Source organism: Pseudomonas sp. GW821-FHT10C09 (assembly GCF_059415465.1).
In genome coordinates this window covers 36,660-55,238 of sequence record NZ_JBWKNG010000033.1, presented here as the reverse complement: position 1 = coordinate 55,238, position 18,579 = coordinate 36,660, and the positions used below count along the sequence as shown (strand labels likewise).

At 60.8% G+C, this 18,579-nt stretch carries 20 protein-coding genes; 14 read left to right on the top strand and 6 right to left on the bottom strand.

Annotation, left to right across the window (positions count from 1 at the left end; translation table 11 throughout):
• The first annotated feature begins 33 nt into the window (after nucleotides 1–33).
• From yfiR to yfiB, 3 genes are read left to right on the top strand one after another with little or no spacing between them, the layout of a single operon-like run.
• Complete coding sequence (gene yfiR, locus AC07N8_RS26915) at nucleotides 34–609, top strand: regulatory sequestration protein YfiR (RefSeq protein WP_483844103.1); 576 nt, start codon at nucleotides 34–36, stop codon at nucleotides 607–609.
• Nucleotides 606–1,874, top strand: coding sequence for a diguanylate cyclase DgcN/YfiN (gene dgcN / locus AC07N8_RS26910; protein ID WP_483844104.1), 1,269 nt, complete (start codon nucleotides 606–608; stop codon nucleotides 1,872–1,874). The genes yfiR and dgcN overlap by 4 nt, the downstream gene beginning before the upstream one ends.
• Before the next feature lie 14 nt (nucleotides 1,875–1,888).
• Nucleotides 1,889–2,383, top strand: coding sequence for an outer membrane lipoprotein YfiB (gene yfiB, locus AC07N8_RS26905; protein ID WP_493146686.1), 495 nt, complete (start codon nucleotides 1,889–1,891; stop codon nucleotides 2,381–2,383).
• Here yfiB and AC07N8_RS26900 read toward each other — a convergent pair.
• Nucleotides 2,380–3,327 (bottom strand): LysR family transcriptional regulator, encoded by a 948-nt coding sequence (locus AC07N8_RS26900; RefSeq protein ID WP_483844105.1) that lies wholly within the window; start codon nucleotides 3,325–3,327, stop codon nucleotides 2,380–2,382. The genes yfiB and AC07N8_RS26900 overlap by 4 nt on opposite strands.
• Before the next feature lie 163 nt (nucleotides 3,328–3,490).
• On the opposite strand from AC07N8_RS26900, the gene AC07N8_RS26895 reads away from it, so the two are divergent.
• Together AC07N8_RS26895 and mmsB are read left to right on the top strand one after the other, a co-directional pair.
• The gene (locus AC07N8_RS26895) at nucleotides 3,491–5,017 is read left to right on the top strand and encodes a CoA-acylating methylmalonate-semialdehyde dehydrogenase (protein ID WP_483844106.1); all 1,527 of its coding nucleotides are present in this window, start codon (nucleotides 3,491–3,493) and stop codon (nucleotides 5,015–5,017) included.
• 10 nt (nucleotides 5,018–5,027) lie between these two features.
• Complete coding sequence (gene mmsB, locus AC07N8_RS26890; RefSeq protein ID WP_483844107.1) at nucleotides 5,028–5,915, top strand: 3-hydroxyisobutyrate dehydrogenase; 888 nt, start codon at nucleotides 5,028–5,030, stop codon at nucleotides 5,913–5,915.
• Between the two features lie 238 nt (nucleotides 5,916–6,153).
• Here mmsB and AC07N8_RS26885 read toward each other — a convergent pair whose 3' ends face one another.
• The 4 genes from AC07N8_RS26885 to AC07N8_RS26870 all read right to left on the bottom strand — a co-directional run bounded on the left by AC07N8_RS26885 (nucleotide 6,154) and on the right by AC07N8_RS26870 (nucleotide 8,531).
• Nucleotides 6,154–6,498: a cupin domain-containing protein gene (locus AC07N8_RS26885; protein ID WP_007946320.1), complete on the bottom strand. Its 345-nt coding sequence runs from the start codon at nucleotides 6,496–6,498 to the stop codon at nucleotides 6,154–6,156.
• A gap of 107 nt (nucleotides 6,499–6,605) precedes the next feature.
• Nucleotides 6,606–6,977, bottom strand: coding sequence for a MerR family transcriptional regulator (locus tag AC07N8_RS26880; RefSeq protein WP_483844108.1), 372 nt, complete (start codon nucleotides 6,975–6,977; stop codon nucleotides 6,606–6,608).
• A 48-nt stretch (nucleotides 6,978–7,025) separates the two neighbouring features.
• Nucleotides 7,026–7,601 (bottom strand): NAD(P)H-dependent oxidoreductase, encoded by a 576-nt coding sequence (locus AC07N8_RS26875; RefSeq protein WP_483844109.1) that lies wholly within the window; start codon nucleotides 7,599–7,601, stop codon nucleotides 7,026–7,028.
• 45 nt (nucleotides 7,602–7,646) lie between these two features.
• Entirely contained in the window at nucleotides 7,647–8,531 is an 885-nt protein-coding gene (locus tag AC07N8_RS26870) for a LysR substrate-binding domain-containing protein (protein WP_493146677.1), read from the bottom strand.
• Nucleotides 8,532–8,754: 223 nt separating this feature from the next.
• On the opposite strand from AC07N8_RS26870, the gene AC07N8_RS26865 reads away from it, so the two are divergent.
• A complete protein-coding gene (locus AC07N8_RS26865; protein WP_493146676.1) occupies nucleotides 8,755–9,519 on the top strand; it encodes a sulfite exporter TauE/SafE family protein in 765 nt (254 codons plus the stop codon).
• On the opposite strand, the gene AC07N8_RS26860 is transcribed toward AC07N8_RS26865, so the two are convergent.
• Nucleotides 9,509–9,823, bottom strand: a complete 315-nt coding sequence (locus tag AC07N8_RS26860) for a putative quinol monooxygenase (protein WP_483844112.1) — start codon at nucleotides 9,821–9,823, stop codon at nucleotides 9,509–9,511. The genes AC07N8_RS26865 and AC07N8_RS26860 overlap by 11 nt on opposite strands.
• 161 nt (nucleotides 9,824–9,984) lie before the next feature.
• Between AC07N8_RS26860 and mdaB the strand changes: the two genes are divergently transcribed.
• The 8 genes from mdaB (at nucleotide 9,985) to AC07N8_RS26820 (ending at nucleotide 18,558) form a co-directional block, all read left to right on the top strand.
• Nucleotides 9,985–10,575 carry an NADPH:quinone oxidoreductase MdaB gene (mdaB, locus tag AC07N8_RS26855; RefSeq protein ID WP_493146674.1) on the top strand — a complete coding sequence of 197 codons (591 nt, stop codon included), beginning with the start codon at nucleotides 9,985–9,987 and terminating at the stop codon, nucleotides 10,573–10,575.
• A gap of 57 nt (nucleotides 10,576–10,632) precedes the next feature.
• Entirely contained in the window at nucleotides 10,633–11,544 is a 912-nt protein-coding gene (locus AC07N8_RS26850) for a LysR substrate-binding domain-containing protein (protein ID WP_483844114.1), read from the top strand.
• A gap of 103 nt (nucleotides 11,545–11,647) precedes the next feature.
• Nucleotides 11,648–12,541 (top strand): NAD-dependent epimerase/dehydratase family protein, encoded by an 894-nt coding sequence (locus tag AC07N8_RS26845; RefSeq protein WP_493146672.1) that lies wholly within the window; start codon nucleotides 11,648–11,650, stop codon nucleotides 12,539–12,541.
• A gap of 212 nt (nucleotides 12,542–12,753) precedes the next feature.
• Nucleotides 12,754–14,199 (top strand): SulP family inorganic anion transporter, encoded by a 1,446-nt coding sequence (locus tag AC07N8_RS26840; protein WP_493146670.1) that lies wholly within the window; start codon nucleotides 12,754–12,756, stop codon nucleotides 14,197–14,199.
• A 185-nt stretch (nucleotides 14,200–14,384) separates the two neighbouring features.
• Nucleotides 14,385–15,734, top strand: a complete 1,350-nt coding sequence (locus tag AC07N8_RS26835) for a GntT/GntP/DsdX family permease (RefSeq protein ID WP_493146668.1) — start codon at nucleotides 14,385–14,387, stop codon at nucleotides 15,732–15,734.
• A 15-nt stretch (nucleotides 15,735–15,749) separates the two neighbouring features.
• Entirely contained in the window at nucleotides 15,750–16,610 is an 861-nt protein-coding gene (locus AC07N8_RS26830; protein WP_027924401.1) for a MurR/RpiR family transcriptional regulator, read from the top strand.
• Between the two features lies 1 nt (nucleotide 16,611).
• Nucleotides 16,612–18,069, top strand: a complete 1,458-nt coding sequence (locus AC07N8_RS26825) for an N-acyl-D-amino-acid deacylase family protein (RefSeq protein ID WP_493146666.1) — start codon at nucleotides 16,612–16,614, stop codon at nucleotides 18,067–18,069.
• A 120-nt stretch (nucleotides 18,070–18,189) separates the two neighbouring features.
• Nucleotides 18,190–18,558, top strand: a complete 369-nt coding sequence (locus AC07N8_RS26820; RefSeq protein ID WP_483844017.1) for a glyoxalase superfamily protein — start codon at nucleotides 18,190–18,192, stop codon at nucleotides 18,556–18,558.
• Nucleotides 18,559–18,579: the final 21 nt, after the last annotated feature.

The following is an 18,579-nucleotide window of genomic DNA, read 5'->3' as shown; positions in this document are numbered from 1 at the left end:
AATTATTTCGCTACGATCGAAGAGAATCACTGCATGAAGGTGGCTGCCTGGACGACAGGACGCGTCATTGGCGGCAAGCAAGTGTTGCTCGCTGGCGTGCTCTGCTGGCTGTCCGGCAGCGTTTTTGCGCAGTCGCAAACGCCGGCGAGCATGGCTGACCAGCGTGCCCAATCGGTCACTCAAGTGGTGCTCGGCATTCTCAGTTACGCCCGCTGGCCGGTTGAGCCCGCGCAACTGCGTTTGTGCGTGGTCGGCCCCACTGAATACACCGACGATCTGGTCAAAGGCACCACCCAGGCCACCGGCCGGCCTGTCACTGTACGGCGCCTGCTGGCTGACAACCCGTCGATTGTCGGTGAATGCGATGCGGTGTACATCGGCAAACTGACCGGTGATGAACGCAGTCGACTGTTCGCCTCATTGATGGGACGCCCGGTGCTGAGCATCAGTGAAAGCGATGATCAATGCACCGTCGGCAGCCTGTTCTGCCTGCGGGTCGGCGATGAGCAGGTATCCTTCGAGGTCAACCTCGACTCCGTCGCCCGCAGTGGCGTGCGCATTCACCCCAGTGTGTTGCAGTTGTCCCGCCGCAAGCCGGCGGCCTCATGAGTCTGTTCAAAACTGGTACTCGGCCGACCTTGCGGTCAGTTATCGGTCGTGGGCATCTGATCGTCGCGCTGGTCGCCGTGGCCATGGCCAGCGTGTCACTGACCTTGCTTGGCGTCCTCGCGTTGCGGGTCTACGCCGACCACAACCTGCACCTGATTGCGCGCTCGATCGATTACACCGTCGAAGCGGCGGTGGTGTTCAACGACAAAGCCGCCGCCACTGAAGCGCTGGCCATGATCGCGTCCACCGAGGAAGTCGCCGACGCCCAGGTGCTGGACGCCAAAGGGCGGTTACTGGCGCGCTGGCAGCGTTCGGAAAACGGTTTGTTCTCCGATCTTGAATTGCAGATCGCCAAGATCTTTCTGGAAAAACCCATCGACATGCCGATTGTTCATCAGGGCCAGGAGATCGGCAGCATTCAGCTCACCGGACACGGCGGCAGCCTGATGCGCTTTCTGCTTAGCGGTCTGGCGGGCATTATCCTGTGTACCGCGATCAGTGCTTGGGTCGCGCTCTATCTGGCGCGGCGCCAACTTCGCGGGATCACCGGTCCGCTGCAGAGCCTCGCCGCCGTGGCTCACGCCGCTCGCAGCGAGCGTGCGTTCGACCGTCGCGTGCCGCCCGCCGACATCGCCGAACTGGACAATCTGGGCAACGACTTCAATGCCTTGCTCGATGAGCTCGAATCCTGGCAGACCCACCTGCAAAGCGAAAACGAAACCCTGGCGCACCAGGCCAGCCATGACAGCCTGACCGGTTTGCCGAACCGCGCGTTTTTCGAAGGCCGGTTGATTCGTGCGTTGCGCAACGCCAATAAGCTCAACGAACGATTGGCTGTACTGTTTCTCGACAGTGACCGCTTCAAGGAGATCAACGACAACTTTGGTCATGCGGCCGGTGATGCGGTGCTTGTGGCGGTCGCGACCCGTGTGCGCGCACAACTTCGCGAAGAGGACCTGGTGGCGCGTCTGGGCGGTGACGAGTTTGCCGTGCTGCTGTCACCGCTGCACAAAACCGCAGATGCCGAGCGGATTGCCGACAAGATCCTCGCCAGCATGGAAGCGCCGATTCCGTTGCCGGGCGGTACTCATGTGTTGACCTCCCTCAGTATCGGCATCGCGGTGTACCCCGATCATGGCGTCACACCAGGCACTTTGCTCCACGCCGCCGACGCTGCCATGTACCAAGCCAAACGCGTCTCTCGCGGCGCGCAGCACACGGCAGGATCGGAACATCCTGTCATCCATGCTCAAACCAGGAGCTGATTGTTTTGTTCTCGATGACCCCGCGTTCCCTGCGATTTTTCGCGATCACCCTGTTCATGGCCTTGCTGGCATTGACCGGGTGCCAGACAGCACCGCAAAAGGGCCTGACTCCAGCGCAGATCGCCGTGCTTAAACAGCAAGGTTTCGAACTGACCGAAGAAGGCTGGGCGTTTGGCCTGTCCGGCAAAGTCCTGTTTGGCAGTGACGACGACAGCCTGAATCCGGCCAGTACCGAAATCGTCGAGCGCATCGGCAAATCATTACTCGGCGTTGGCATCGAGCGTGTGCGGGTCGATGGCCACACCGATGCCTCCGGCAAAGAGGCATACAACCAACAACTGTCCCTGCGCCGTGCGAAAAGTGTCGGCAAGGTGCTGACCACAGTCGGCATGCAAGAACAGAACATCCAGTTGCGCGGTTTAGGCAGCAGCGAGCCGGTGGCGCCCAACACCACTGCGACGGGGCGTACCGAAAACCGCCGGGTGTCGATCGTGGTGAGCGCCGATTAATCGGCGAACAGCATCTCGCGCGTTTCACCCATCAGCAGAGCCTGATTCTGTTCAGTGACCGAACGGATGTAATCCCACAACAGGGTGATCCGCTTGAGCTTCCTCAGGTCCTCGCGGCAGTACATCCAGAACTGTCGAGTGATGTTGATCTCTTGCGGCAACACCGGCAGCAGCCGTGGATCCTGAGCCGCCAGGAAGCACGGCAGAATCGCCAGCGACCGCCCCTGCTGCGCCGCCACGAATTGCGCGATCACGCTGGTGCTGCGCAAATTGGCACTGGCACCGGGCAATACGTTCGCCAGGTACAACAGCTCTGAGCTGAACGCCAGATCGTCGACATAACTGATGAATGAATGCTTGCCCAAGTCTGCCGGGCGGCGGATCGGTGGGTGTTTGTCCAGATAGTCCTGGGTCGCGTACAGCTGCAAGCGGTAGTCGCAGAGTTTGCAGCACACATACGGCCCGTGTTCCGGGCGCTCCAGGGCGATGACGATGTCCGCTTCGCGCTTGGACAGGCTGATGAAGTGCGGCAGCGGCAGGATGTCGACGGAGATCGCCGGGTAGGCGTCGACGAAGTGACTCAGTTGCGGCGTGATGAAAAAGCTGCCGAAGCCTTCGGTGCAGCCCATGCGCACATGCCCGGACAACGCCACCCCGGACCCTGAAACCTGCTCGCACGCCATGTGCAGCGTGCTTTCAATCGACTCGGCATAACCGAGCAATCGCTGACCCTCGGCGGTCAGGACAAAGCCGCTGGTCCGGGATTTCTCGAACAACAAGGTCCCTAATGCTGCTTCCAGCGAACTGATGCGCCGCGACACGGTGGTGTAGTCCACCGCCAGGCGCTTGGCCGCGGTGCTGGCCTTGCGGGTGCGGGCGACTTCGAGGAAAAACTTGAGGTCGTCCCAGTTCAGCGAGCCTAAAGACGTGATGTTTTTTTGCATGATGGACCGGCTTATATGTGCGTTCTTATTAGAAGTTTGCACATCTATACTCCAAAAACAGCTGCACAACCAATTCGCGGCACACGCCTCATCGCAAGGCGACTTTCTCGCCTTGGCTCCCAAGATAGCTCTAACTATAAAAAGCAAACATCCGGAGACCCACATGAACGCTTCGCTCACGCCAAACGAAACCACTGTCCAGACGGTAAAGCTGTTGATCGACGGCCAGTGGGTCGAATCCAAGACCACTGAATGGCACGACATCGTCAACCCGGCGACCCAGCAAGTGCTGGCCAAGGTGCCGTTTGCGACCACAGAAGAAGTCGACGCCGCGATCAGCGCGGCCCATCGCGCCTTCCAGACCTGGAAGCTGACGCCGATCGGCGCGCGGATGCGCATCATGCTCAAGCTCCAGGCGCTGATTCGTGAACACTCCAAACGCATCGCCGTGGTCCTGAGCGCCGAGCAAGGCAAAACCATCGCCGACGCTGAAGGTGACATTTTCCGTGGCCTGGAAGTGGTCGAGCACGCGTGCTCCATCGGCAGCCTGCAAATGGGTGAATTCGCCGAGAACGTCGCTGGCGGTGTCGACACCTACACTCTGCGTCAGCCAATCGGCGTGTGCGCCGGCATCACCCCGTTCAACTTCCCGGCAATGATTCCGCTGTGGATGTTCCCGATGGCCATCGCCTGCGGCAACACCTTCGTGCTCAAACCGTCCGAACAGGACCCGATGTCGACCATGCTCCTGGTGGAACTGGCGATCGAGGCCGGCGTTCCGGCGGGCGTGCTTAACGTCGTGCATGGCGGCAAGGACGTGGTGGACGCGCTCTGCACGCACAAAGACATCAAGGCTGTGTCCTTCGTCGGTTCGACCGCCGTCGGTACTCACGTCTACGACCTGGCCGGCAAGCACGGCAAGCGCGTGCAATCGATGATGGGCGCGAAGAACCACGCGGTGGTGCTGCCGGACGCCAATCGCGAGCAAGCGCTGAATGCCCTGGTCGGTGCCGGTTTCGGTGCGGCGGGTCAACGCTGCATGGCCACCTCCGTGGTGGTGTTGGTCGGCGCAGCCAAACAATGGTTGCCGGACCTGAAAGCGCTGGCGCAGAAACTGACCGTGAATGCCGGCAGCGAGCCGGGCACCGACGTCGGCCCGGTGATCTCGAAAAAAGCCAAGCAGCGCATTCTCGATCTGATCGAAAGCGGCATCAAGGAAGGCGCCAAACTGGAACTGGACGGTCGCGAGATCACGGTTCCAGGTTACGAGAAGGGCAACTTTGTCGGCCCGACCTTGTTCTCCGGCGTGACCACCGACATGCAGATCTACACCCAGGAAATCTTCGGCCCGGTGCTGGTGGTGCTGGAAGTGAATACGCTCGACGAGGCCATTGCCCTGGTCAACGCCAATCCGTTCGGCAACGGTACGGGCCTGTTCACCCAGAGCGGTGCGGCGGCACGTAAATTCCAGAACGAAATCGACGTCGGCCAGGTCGGCATCAACATTCCGATTCCGGTGCCGGTCCCGTTCTTCAGCTTCACCGGTTCGCGCGGTTCCAAGCTCGGCGACCTCGGTCCGTATGGCAAGCAAGTGGTGCAGTTCTACACTCAGACCAAGACCGTCACCAGCCGCTGGTTTGATGACGACAGTGTCAACGACGGTGTGAACACCACCATCAACTTGCGATAAGGAGCCGGACATGAAAATCGCTTTTATCGGTCTCGGCAACATGGGCGCCCCGATGGCGCGCAACCTGATCAAGGCCGGCCACGCGCTACGTCTGGTCGACCTGAACAAAACCGTGCTGGCGGAGCTGGAGCAACTGGGCGGCAGCATCAGCCCTACCGCCCGTGAAGCGGCGCAAGGTGCGGAGCTGGTGATCACCATGCTGCCGGCCGCTGTGCATGTGCGTAGCGTCTGGCTGGGTGAAGACGGCGTTCTCGCCGGCATCGGCCAAGGCGTGCCGGCCGTGGATTGCAGCACCATTGATCCACAGACCGCCCGCGATGTGGCAGCCGCAGCCGCCAAGCAAGGCGTGGCCATGGCCGATGCACCGGTTTCCGGCGGCACCGGTGGCGCCGCGGCCGGGACGCTGACCTTCATGGTCGGCGCCACCCCGGAACTGTTTGCCACCCTGCAACCTGTGTTGGCGCAGATGGGTCGCAACATCGTCCATTGCGGTGAAGTCGGCACCGGGCAAATCGCCAAGATCTGCAACAACCTGCTGCTGGCGATTTCCATGGTCGGCGTCAGCGAAGCCATGGCGCTGGGTGATGCCCTGGGGATCGACACCTGCGTGCTCGCCGGGATCATCAACAGTTCCACCGGGCGGTGCTGGAGTTCGGAGATGTACAACCCATGGCCGGGGATCGTCGAAACGGCGCCGGCCTCGCGCGGTTATACCGGTGGTTTCGGTGCTGAACTGATGCTCAAGGATTTGGGGCTGGCCACGGAAGCTGCCCGTCAGGCGCACCAACCGGTGGTGCTCGGCGCGGTGGCCCAGCAGTTGTATCAGGCGATGAGCCAGCGTGGGGAAGGTGGGAAAGACTTCTCGGCGATCATCAATAGCTACCGTAAACCCCAATAAGGTTTTCGCGGGGGCTGTGGCGAGGATGCTTTTGTGGTGAGCACGCTTTGTGGCGAGGGGGCTTGCCCCCGTTGGAGTGCGAAGCGCTCCCCTACATTCCTTCAGCCATAAAGAGTCGACTGAACATACGACGGCTTCGCCGCCGAACGGGGGCAAGCCCCCTCGCCACAGTGTTACGCATTTCAAGTCAGAATATTGACCGGGAGATCACGTCGGGTGATCCCCCGGTTTTTTTGCATCAGGCAAACACGAAATACTTGCGCACGGTTTCAACCACTTCCCACGTGCCTTTCATCCCCGGCTCAATGACGAAAATATCACCGGCGCGCAGATGGATCGGCTCTTTGCCTTCCGGGGTGATGATGCAGTAGCCCTCGCGGAAATCGCAGTATTCCCACTTCACGTATTCGACGTACCACTTGCCCGGCGTGCAGATCCAGGTGCCCATGATCTTGCTGCCGTCTTCGCTGGTGTAGGCGTTGAGGTTGACGGTGTGCGGGTCACCTTCGAGTTTTTCCCATTTGCAGGCGTCAAGCACCGGCAGTGGATGAGTATCGCGAAGGACGGTAATCGGTGCGGTCATGATGACTCCGGGCAGTGGCTTGAAGAACTGAAGTGGCACCCTATAGCCACCCTGCACCGGTCAGTTGTCTGAACTCGACATCCAGGTGTCCAGAAGCGCGCAACACCTCAAAGACTTTCCAATGGGCAATCGGCCCTGGACTGTTCGAGGCTGGCTTCGAACTCGATCAATTGGGCGTGCTGGCGCGACAGCACGGTCATTCGCTCGCTGATCTCGCGCTTCTTGGCATCAATGGCCTGATGCGCCAGTTCCCACGGCATTGCCTGACCCTGATGGCCGGCGAAGATCGCCTGCAATTCCTTGAGCCTGAAACCCAGTTGCTGGGCGCACTTTATGAAAATCAGCAGGTCGACACTTTGCTGGTCATAGACGCGGTATTTCCCCAGGCGCTTAGCCTCAGGCAGCAAGCCGATCGACTCGTAATGGCGGATGCTCTTGATCGTGGTGCCGGAGCGTTGCGCGGCTTGGCCGATGTACATGAAAAGTCCTTTTTTACCGGGGTACAGCCCCGCGCATTATCGGCAGACTCAGCGGCTGGCGATAGCCTGGGCTTGCAGCAGCCAGGCTGCACGCTGATCAGCGCTGGCGCCGAGAATCGGGCCGAACGTGAGCGTGCGCCTGGGTTTGATGCCGCAGAAGGCGAGGGTGGTTTTGCGGACCTGATGCAGCCCGGGCATGCGGTACACCCAACGGTAATACCAGGGCGGCGTGTCCATGGTCACCAATAAATGCGCGCTGCGACCGCGCAACAATTTGTCGGGAAAGGCTTTGCCCTCACGGTACTTGAAAGCGAAACCGGGCAGGAACACCCGATCAAAAAAGCCCTTGAGCAAGGCTGGAATCCCGCCCCACCAGATCGGATAAACCAGCGTCAGATGCTCGGCCCACAAGATGTCGGCCTGCGCCTGACGCAAGTCGGCCTCCAGAGGTTGAACCTGTTGATAGCCTTCGCGCAGCACCGGATCGAAGTCCATCCTGCCGAGAAACAATTGGCGGACTTCATGCCCGGCGCGCAACGCCGACTGTGCGTAGCGCTCGGCGAGTGCCGCGCAGAAGCTGTTGCTGGAAGGATGACCGAGAATCACCAGAATTCGCTTGCCCATCGCCTCTGTCCTTGAAGATCAAACCTCAAGGGTAAAGTCTGCCCCTCAGGGGAGAGTCAAGGCGTGCAGCAGGGCTCTGGCATAACCGGGCAGCGCGGCAAAGTCCCGGGCGCAGAGCAGGAGTTTGCGTTGGGCCCAGGGTTCTTGCAGCGCGATGCTCTTGAAAGGGGGCTCGCCGGTCCAGCGCTCAACGGCTGCGAGCGGCACGATTGCCAACCCTGCGCCGCGGGCGACCATGCGCATGACGCCATCAAAACCGTCGGCGCGGATGCGGATTTTCAGGCGAACACCTACGTGCAGCGCCTGTTCTTCGAGGTACACCGCCAAGGCGCTGCTGGCGTTCAGGCCGACATAATCGTGGTGCAAGGTGTCGCTGAAACTAAGGCATTCGGTGTCGGCCAGGAGGTGGTCGCGGGGCAGGATCAATACCAGCGGATCGTCGCGGAAAGCGCGGGTCTGCAGATCATCGGTGTCCACAGCGTCGGACACGATGCCCAGGTCTGCAGCACCTTGGCGCAAGGCGTGAGTGATGCGTGCGCTGGGCAATTCCTGAAGGTCGATGTCGAGGTTCGGATGCTCGTGCAGGAAGTCGGCGAGCAATTCCGGCAGGTACTCGGTGATCGCCGTGGTGTTGCTCAACAACCGGACCTGACCTTTGACGCCCTTGGCGTATTCCGCCAGGTCCTGTTGCATGCGTTCGGCTTGTTGCAGCAAGGATCGGGCGTGTTGTGCCAGGGCTTTGCCGGCCGGCGTGGGCGTGACGCCGCGACGGCCTCGCTGCAGAAACTCAATGCCCAGCGAAGCCTCCATGGCACGGATTCTCGCGCTCGCCGCCGCCAGGGACAAATGACTGCGCGCGGCGCCGGCGGTGATGTTGCCGCTGTCGAGGATGTTCAGATAGAGGCGCAGGTCGGTCAGGTCGAAGTGCATCGGCAACCTCTGGATGTGTGTTGTCTGGGCGGGCCTCTTCGCGAGCAGGCTCGCTCCCACAGGTGAGCGAGTTCTCATTGGAGAAATGCGATTCACTGTGGGAACGAGCCTGCTCGCGAAGGCGTCATTCGAAGCGACGAAACTTTCAGCCTCTTGCTCAGCAAAAGGCATCCTCAGTATATGGCAGATTTTCACGCGACTTATTCGGGCTCAGGATAGCCCCATGAATACACTCGCCGCGTTCTATCAAAACCTCGGCCTTGCCTTGTCTTTACTGGTCATCGCCACCTTCCTCCTGGCCGGCATGATCAAAGGCATCATCGGTCTCGGCTTGCCAACCATCGCCATGGGACTGCTCGGTCTGGCTATGGCACCGTCGCAGGCTGCCGCACTGCTGATCATTCCCGCAACGCTCACCAATGTCTGGCAACTGGCATTCGGCGGGCACCTGCGCGGGTTGATCAAGCGTCTATGGCCGATGCTGTTGGCGATCTTCATCGGCACAGGCGCCGGCACGTTGTGGATCGGCATGGCCGGCGGGCATTGGGTGGTGCGGGCATTGGGCGCGGCGTTGTTGCTCTATGCGCTGAGCGGTTTATTCCTGCCGACTCTGCGCGTTGGCAGTCGCAGCGAGCGCTGGCTCGGTCCGCTGTGCGGCATGCTGACAGGCGTCATCACCTCGGCCACCGGGGTCTTTGTGATTCCGGCGGTGCCTTATCTGCAAGCGCTCGGTTTGAGCAAGGACGAACTGGTGCAGGCGTTGGGCTTGTCGTTCACCGTTTCGACCTTGGCGCTGGCGGCCGGCCTGTGGTGGCGCGACGCCTTGGGCGGTGGCGAATTGAGCGCGTCGTTGCTGGTGCTGATCCCCGCAGTGCTCGGCATGTGGCTGGGCCAATGGCTGCGTCAGCGGATCAGCGCGGTGCTGTTCAAGCGAGTGTTCTTCATCGGCCTCGGCGTGCTCGGCGGCCATTTGCTGATCAGCGGGTAGCGGACGACGGGCTGAGCATGTCGATGGCGCGGATCTCGAAATCCCGTTCCAGGAATTCATCGCGCTGCTCGAGGAACTGCTTCATGTGCGGCAGGTTCGAGTGCACATCGAGGTGAGCCTGGGATTGCCAGATCTCGTAAAAGATAAACAGCGTCGGGTCCTGTTTGTCGCGAAGCATGTGGTACTCGATGCAGCCGGGCTCGGCGCGGCTGGCGTCTACATAACCGCTGAAAAACGCTTCGAAGGCGTCGGATTTTTCCGGGCGGGTCTTGGCGTGCAGGATGAAGCCTTGCATTTCACTCATCAGAAATCCCCTCAAGTTAAGAATCGGCGCAAGTCTATGGCAACAATCGCCTATAGATTCGTGCGTATTGGTCAAAAGGGTTTTGTGCATTCGAGGCTTATTCCGCGCGACCCGCGCCGCTAACCTGCCGCCATCCGATTTCTGACCTTCCGAGATTTCTCATGAAAAAAGTCCTGTTGCTCAATGGCGGCAAAAAATTCGCCCACTCCGATGGCCGCTACAACACCACCCTGCATGAAACGGCGCTGAGCGTGCTGGACCGTGGGGGTGTGGACGTGAAAGCCACCTTCATTGACGAGGGCTACGACGTCGCCGAAGAAGTCGCCAAATTCCTCTGGGCCGACGTGATCATTTATCAAATGCCGGGCTGGTGGATGGGCGCGCCGTGGACCGTGAAAAAGTACATCGACGAAGTCTTCACCGAAGGCCATGGCAGCCTCTACGCCAGTGATGGCCGCACCCGTTCCGATGCATCTCAGAAATACGGCAGCGGCGGTTTGGTGCAGGGCAAGCAGTACATGCTGTCGTTGACCTGGAACGCGCCTCAACAAGCGTTCGATGACCCGAGCGATTTCTTTGAAGGCAAAGGCGTGGACGCGGTGTACTTCCCGTTCCACAAGGCCAATGAGTTCCTCGGCATGACCGGCTTGCCAACCTTCCTGAGCGTCGACGTGATGAAACGCCCGAACATCGAAGCCGATGTCGCGCGCTATGAGCAGCATTTGACCGAGGTGTTTGGCCTCAAGGCTTGAGGTTCCTTTTGCCCCGCATCCAGCTACTATCAAGCCAGTTTTGAATGAGGGGCCTTTGTGAAAGCCAGATCCGATGAATTGCAGATTTTCGTCTGCGTGATTGAATGCGGGTCGATTTCCGCTGCCGCCGAACAGGTCGGGCAAACGCCCTCGGCGGTCAGCCGCACACTGTCGCGGCTGGAGGCCAAACTCGATACCACGCTGATCAATCGCACCACACGGCGCATGGACCTGACCGAAGAGGGCAAGTACTTCTTCGAGCACGCCAAGCGGATTCTCGATCAGATGGACGAACTCGAAGAGCGCCTCAATTCCCGCCAGCAAACCCCGTCCGGGCGGCTGCGGATCAATGCCGCGTCACCGTTCATGCTGCATGCCATCGTGCCGTACATCGACGAATTCCGCAGGCTTTACCCGGACATCCAGTTGGAACTCAACAGCAACGATCTGATTATCGATTTGCTGGAGCAAAGCACCGACATCGCCATCCGCATCGGCACGCTCGCGGACTCGACCTTGCACGCCCGCTCGCTGGGGTGCAGTCCGCTGCACATCGTCGCCAGCCCGGCCTATATCGAGCAACACGGTGCGCCGCAGGCAGTGGCGGATTTAAGTGAGCACGCGTTGCTGGGGTTTACCCAGAACGAAGGGCTCAACCAGTGGCCGTTGCGTTATGTACACGGTGATCGCTGGCCGATCGAGGCGTCGATCAGTGCCTCCAGCGGCGAGACGATCCGGCACCTCGCGCTGGAAGGGCAGGGCATTGCCTGCCTGTCGCATTACATGACGATCGAGGACATTCGCGCCGGCCGTTTGCAGGTGCTGCTGGCGGACTTCAACAGCGGCTATCGCCAGCCGATCAACGCGGTGTACTACCGCAACTCGCAACTGGCCCTGCGCATTCAGTGCTTCCTGGACTTCATTCAGGGCAAGTTGGCGGTGTATGCAAACTCGGATTTCAAAGGCTGATTCGTGATCTCTGCGCAAGAGTGAATTGGGTCAGAGGGGATTTTTCGTCAGTGATCACTCCTCGATACTCGTCGCATCACTTATTCACGCAGGGAGTTTCTCCATGAACGTATTCGTCACTGGCGCAGCAGGTTTCATCGGCGGCTCCATCGCCTCCGGACTGATCCGCGCGGGCCACAAGGTCACCGGCCTGGTGCGCAGCGAAGCCCAAGCCAATGAACTGAGCGCGCTGGGCATCACCCCGGTGATCGGCACGCTGGACGACAGCGCATTGCTTGCCGAACAGGCGCGTGCGGCCGACGCTGTGATCAATGCCGCCAGCAGCGACCATCGCGGCGCGGTGCACGCCTTGCTCGACGCCTTGCGCGGCTCCCACAAAGTATTCCTGCACACCAGCGGTTCGAGCATCGTCGGCGATGCATCCGGTGGTAAGTCCAGCGACGTCATCTACTTCGAAGACACACTGCCGGAACCGACCGTCGACAAGGCCGCCCGCGTGGCCATCGACAACCTGATCCTCGCCGCCGCTAACGATGGCGTGAACTCGGCGGTGATCTGCAACACCCTGATCTACGGGCACAGCCTGGGTGTCAATCGCGACAGCGTGCAATTGCCGCGCTTGCTCAAACAGGCGCGTAAAAGTGGCGTGGTCCGGCATGTCGGCCCGGGTCAGAACATCTGGTCCAACGTGCACATCGAAGACGTGGTGTCCCTGTACCTGCTGGCACTGACCAAAAATGTACCGGGCACGTTCTATTTCGTTGAAAGCGGTGAGGCGTCGTTCATCGACATGACCACTGCGATTGCCCAAGCGCTGGAACTGGGCGCGCCGCAAGACTGGCCGCTGAAAGACGCCGAAGCCGAGTGGGGGTATGAAATGGCCAACTATGGTTTGGGGTCAAACAGCCGGGTGCGTGGGAAAAAGGCGCGCGAACTGCTGGGCTGGGTGCCGAAGCGGGTGTCGGTGATTGAGTGGATTCGGGACGAGATGGTGTGAGTCCGCTTTAGACCGCGTCGCTGCCTTCGCGAGCAGGCTCGCTCCCACAAGGGATCTGCACAGGACACAGATTTTGTGTTCGACGCAGCCCCCCTGTGGGAGCGAGCCTGCTCGCGAAGGCATTTCTGAAGCCGCATAAACTGGCCGGGCCATCCGCAATTCCGTAACATCCGCGCACTTTCTTCTCGTCACTCCCCGCGTGCGATCCTCCCATGAAACCAAAACGTCTACGCGCCGATGTCCTGGCCGGGCTCACGACCTCTTTCGCCTTGCTGCCCGAATGCATCGCCTTCGCGCTGGTGGCCCACCTCAATCCGCTGATGGGGCTTTACGGGGCGTTCATCATTTGCACCCTCACCGCGCTGTTCGGCGGCCGGCCGGGCATGGTGTCGGGTGCGGCCGGTTCGATGGCGGTGGTGATCGTCGCGCTGGTGGTGCAGCACGGTGTGCAGTATCTGCTCGCGACCGTGCTGCTCGGCGGGTTGATCATGCTGGCGTTCGGCTTGCTGAAACTGGGCAAACTGGTGCGCATGGTCCCGCACCCGGTGATGCTCGGTTTCGTCAACGGCCTGGCGATCATCATTGCCCTGGCGCAGTTGGAACATTTCAAAAGCGGTGACACCTGGCTCAGTGGTACGCCGCTGTACATGATGGCGGGGCTGGTAGCCGTGACCATGGCCATCGTTTACCTGCTGCCGCGCCTCACGCGCACCGTGCCGCCGGCATTGGTGGCGATTCTGGGCGTGGGGCTGGCGGTGTATCTGCTGGGCTTGCCGACCCGGACGCTGGGCGACATGGCGCACATCGCCGGTGGCTTGCCGACCTTTGCGCTGCCAGACATTCCCTGGACGCTGGACACCCTGCGCATCATCGCGCCCTACGCGATTTTGATGGCGCTGGTCGGCCTGCTGGAAACCCTGTTGACCTTGAACCTGACCGACGAAATCACCGAAAGCCGTGGCTTCCCGGATCGCGAGTGCGTGGCGTTGGGCGCGGCCAACATGGTCTCTGGCGTATTCGGTGGCATGGGCGGTTGCGCGATGATCGGCCAGACCGTGATCAACCTCAGTTCCGGCGGTCGCGGTCGACTGTCCGGGGTGGTCGCCGGGATGCTGATCCTGCTGTTCATTCTGTTTCTATCGCCACTGATCGAGCGCATTCCGCTGGCGGCGCTGGTCGGGGTGATGTTTGTGGTGTCACAGCAAACGTTCGCCTGGGCCTCGTTGCGGGTGGTAAACAAAGTACCGTTGAACGACGTGTTGGTGATCATCGCGGTGACGGTGATTACCGTGTTCACCGATCTGGCCACCGCCGTGTTGTGCGGGATCATCATCGCCGCGCTCAACTTTGCCTGGCAGCAGGCCCGGCAGCTTTACGCCGACAGTCATCTGGAAAACGACGGCAGCAAACTCTACCGGGTGCATGGCACGCTGTTCTTTGCCTCGACCACACCCTTCCTCAATCAATTCGACCCGGCCAATGATCCTGCCCACGTCACGCTGGATTGCCGGCATTTGAGCTTCGTCGATTACTCGGCCATCTCAGCGCTGGATACGTTGCGCGAGCGCTACACCAAGGCCGGCAAGCACCTGCGCGTGCTGCACCTGTCGGAGCGCTGCAAGAAACTGCTGAAACGCGCCCGCGTCAGTCACGACTGAGATTGTCCCGGCAGGCGTGATGTAAATCCGCCTGCCTCATTTTCATAATCCACGACCGTGCATATCTGTTAGCGACATCTCGTACCCCTATACGAAAATAACTTTCACCTCGTTTGAAAATCACCTCTCGAAATGTTTTAAGAGTTTCACAATCCATTCGACGTGACCCTTTCGAGGAGTACCGCATGACCCTGTCCTTCGGCTATTGGCTGCTGGTGTATGCCGCCATCGCCATCATTGCGCTGATCGTGCTGATCGCCCGTTACCGACTCAATCCCTTCATTGTCATCACCCTGGTGTCCATCGGCCTGGCCTTGCTGGCCGGGATGCCCGCGTCGGGCGTGGTCGGTGCCTACGAGGCCGGGGTCGGTAAAACCCTGGGCCACATCGCGCTGGTCGTGGCGCTGGGCACCATGCTTGGCAAGATGATGGCCGAGTCCGGCGGTGCCGAGCAGGTGGCGCGGACGCTGATCGACCGTTTCGGTGAGAAGAACGCGCACTGGGCGATGGTCTGCATCGCGTTCCTGGTCGGGTTGCCGCTGTTCTTCGAAGTCGGTTTTGTGTTGCTGGTGCCGATTGCCTTTACCGTGGCGCGGCGTGTCGGTGTGTCGATTTTGATGGTCGGTTTGCCGATGGTCGCCGGTCTCTCCGTGGTTCACGCCTTGGTGCCGCCGCACCCGGCGGCGATGCTGGCGGTGCAGGTGTATGGGGCGTCGGTCGGGCAGACGTTGATGTACGCGATTTTGATCGGCATTCCGACGGCGATCATTGCCGGGCCGCTGTATGCCAAGTTCATCGTGCCGCGCATTCAGTTGCCGGCCGAGAACCCGCTGGAGCGTCAGTTCCTCGACCGTGAACCGCGTGACAGCTTGCCGGGCTTCGGCATCACCATGGCGACCATCCTGTTGCCGGTGGTGCTGATGCTGATCGGTGGCTGGGCCAACCTGATTTCCACGCCGGGCAGCGGCCTCAACCAGTTCCTGCTGTTCATCGGCAACTCGGTGATCGCCCTGTTACTGGCGACCTTGCTGAGCTTCTGGACCCTCGGCATCGCCCAGGGCTTCAGCCGTGAATCGATCCTGAAATTCACCAACGAATGCCTGGCACCGACCGCCAGCATCACCTTGCTGGTCGGCGCCGGCGGCGGTCTGAACCGGATTCTGGTGGACGCCGGCGTCACCGATCAGATCGTCAGCCTGGCCCACGAATTTCATTTGTCGCCGCTGATCATGGGCTGGCTGTTCGCCGCGTTGATGCGCATTGCCACCGGTTCCGCGACGGTTGCGATGACCACGGCGTCAGGGATTGTCGCGCCGGTGGCGATTGGACTGGGTTATCCACACCCGGAATTGCTGGTGTTGGCGACCGGCGCCGGCTCGGTGATTTTTTCCCACGTCAACGACGGCGGCTTCTGGTTGATCAAGGAATACTTCAACATGACCGTGGCCCAGACCTTCAAGACCTGGACCGTGTTGGAGACCATCATTTCCGTGGTCGCTTTCGGCCTGACCGTTGGCCTTTCTTACCTGATCTAACCGGAGTCGCCAGCCATGGACATCCTTTATCAGATCCGCGCCCGCCAGGATTCCTTCAGCGCCGGTGAAGGGCGCATCGCGCGCCTGATGCTCGACGACGTAGGTTTTGCCTCCGCTGCCAGCCTTGATGAGCTGGCGCTGAGAGCGGAAGTCAGCACCGCCACGCTGTCGCGGTTCGCCCGCACGGTGGGCTGCCGTGACTTGCGTGACTTGCGTTTGCAACTGGCCCAGGCCAGCGGCGTCGGCAGCCGTTTTCTCGACCCGGCAGGCACCCCCGACCAGTCGGCGTTTTACGGGCAGATCGTCGGTGATATCGAGTCGACCTTGCGCCAGCATTTGTCGGCGTTCGACGAGTCGCGCTTCGCCGATGCGGTGAAGCTGCTGGGCAAGGCGCGGATGATTCACGCGTTCGGCATGGGTGGCTGCTCGACCTTGTGCAGCGATGAACTGCAAGTGCGGCTGGTGCGCTTCGGCTACCCGATTGCGGTGTGCCACGACCCGGTGATGATGCGCGTCACCGCCGCCAGCCTCGATGCCGGCCGGGCCGTGATTGCCTGCTCGTTGACCGGCATTACTCCCGAACTTATCGAAGCCGTTGAACTGGCACGCAGTTACGGCGCCCGCATTGTCGCCATCACCCGGGCCGATTCGCCGCTGGCGCAATTGGCGGACGTGCTGTTGCCGCTGCAAGGCGTCGAAACCTCGTTTATCTATAAACCCACGGCGGCGCGCTACGGCATGCTGCTGGCCATCGACGTGCTTGCGACCGAGCTGGCATTGGCTAATCCTGAAGACAATCAAGAACGTCTGCGGCGGATCAAACTCGCCCTCGACGATTACCGCGGCGGCGACGATCACTTGCCGCTGGGAGACTGACATGAAGTACGACACGCTGATTCGCAACGCCCTGATCATCGACGGCAGCAACACTCCCGGTTATCCCGCCGACGTGGCGATCCTCAACGGCCGCATCGAGCGCATCGGCGACTTGCACGACGCCACTGCCAGCGAAGAAATCGACGCCGCCGGTCGCGTGCTGGCGCCGGGTTTCATCGACGTCCACACCCATGACGACACGGTGGTGATCCGCCAGCCAGCGATGCTGCCCAAACTCAGCCAGGGCGTGACCACGGTGATTGTCGGCAACTGCGGAATCAGCGCTTCGCCGGTGAGCTTGAAAGGCAATCCGCCGGACCCGATGAACCTGCTCGGCACGGCCGCAGCGTTTGTTTATCCGACCTTCCGCGACTACCGCACGTCGGTCGAAGCGGCGAACACCACGCTGAACGTCGCCGCACTGGTCGGCCACACGGCGCTGCGCAGCAATCACCTCGACGACCTGTTTCGCACCGCCACGCCAGAGGAAATCAGCGCGATGCGCGAGCAACTGCGCGAAAGCCTTGAGGCCGGCGCGCTGGGATTATCCACAGGCCTGGCGTACGCCAGCGCGTTCTCGGCCTCCACCGATGAAGTGATGCAACTGACCGAAGAGCTGACGGCATTCGGCGCGGTGTACACCACCCATTTGCGCAGCGAGTTCGAACCGGTGCTGGAGGCCATGGCCGAGGCGTTCCAGATCGGCCGTCACGCGAAATCCCCGGTGATCATTTCCCACCTCAAGTGCGCGGGCGCCGGTAACTGGGGACGCAGTCCGCAATTGCTGGCCTCTCTCGAACACGCGGCGAAAACCCACCCGGTAGGCTGCGATTGTTACCCCTACGCGGCGAGTTCTTCGACGCTGGACCTCAAGCAAGTCACCGATGCCCATCGCATTACCATCACCTGGTCCACCCCGCATCCTGAAATGGGCGGTCGCGACCTGATGGACATCGCCGCGCAGTGGAACCTGTCATTGCTCGATGCCGCCCGCCAATTGCAACCGGCGGGCGCTGTGTACTACGGCATGGATGAATCCGACGTACGAAGAATCCTCGCGCACCCGCTATCGATGGTCGGCTCTGACGGATTGCCGGAAGACCCGTTCCCGCATCCACGCTTGTGGGGCGCATTCCCACGTGTTCTCGGCCATTTCAGTCGCGATGTCGGGTTGTTTCCGCTACACACCGCGGTACACAAAATGACCGGGCTGTCGGCGGCACGGTTTGGCTTGAAGGCGCGCGGTGAAATCCGTGAAGGGCATTGGGCTGATCTGGTGTTGTTCAATCCAGTGACCATTCGCGACGTGGCGGACTTCAACGATCCGCAACGGGCAGCAGAAGGGATCGACGGCGTGTGGGTCAACGGCGTGTTGAGTTACAGCGAAGGGCAGGCGAACGGTAAAAGGGAAGGGCGGTTCCTGGCGCGGGAAGGGGATTTGCGGGATGGGTTTCAGTGAGCATTCTTTGTGGTTTGTCACACTAGTGGCACATTGCAATTAAAGAAAGCCGCCACTGAGCCGAAGCGCTGACAATCGGCCCAGCTACACTGGGTGTCTTTTCAGTCAGGGAGTAACTGCATGAGCTTCGGTAAAACCACCCCGATCCTGCGGATTTTCGATGAAGCCAAGGCGTTGGAATTCTACGTCGACTTCCTGGGTTTCAAGATCGACTGGCAACATCGCTTCGAAGCGAATTTCCCGTTGTACCTGCAGATCTCCCGTGGCGAATGCGTGCTGCACCTGTCCGAACACCACGGCGACAGCACACCGGGTTCGGCATTGCGCATCGAGACCGATGAACTGGAATCGTTTCAGCAGCAGTTGCTGGCCAAGGAGTATCAGTTCGCGCATCCACAGATTCAGGCCATGCCCTGGGGGAGCCAGGACATGACCATTGCAGACCCGTTCGGGAACCGGTTGGTGTTTACCAATGCGATCAGTGCTTGATTGAGCGAGGTCAAGCGAGGC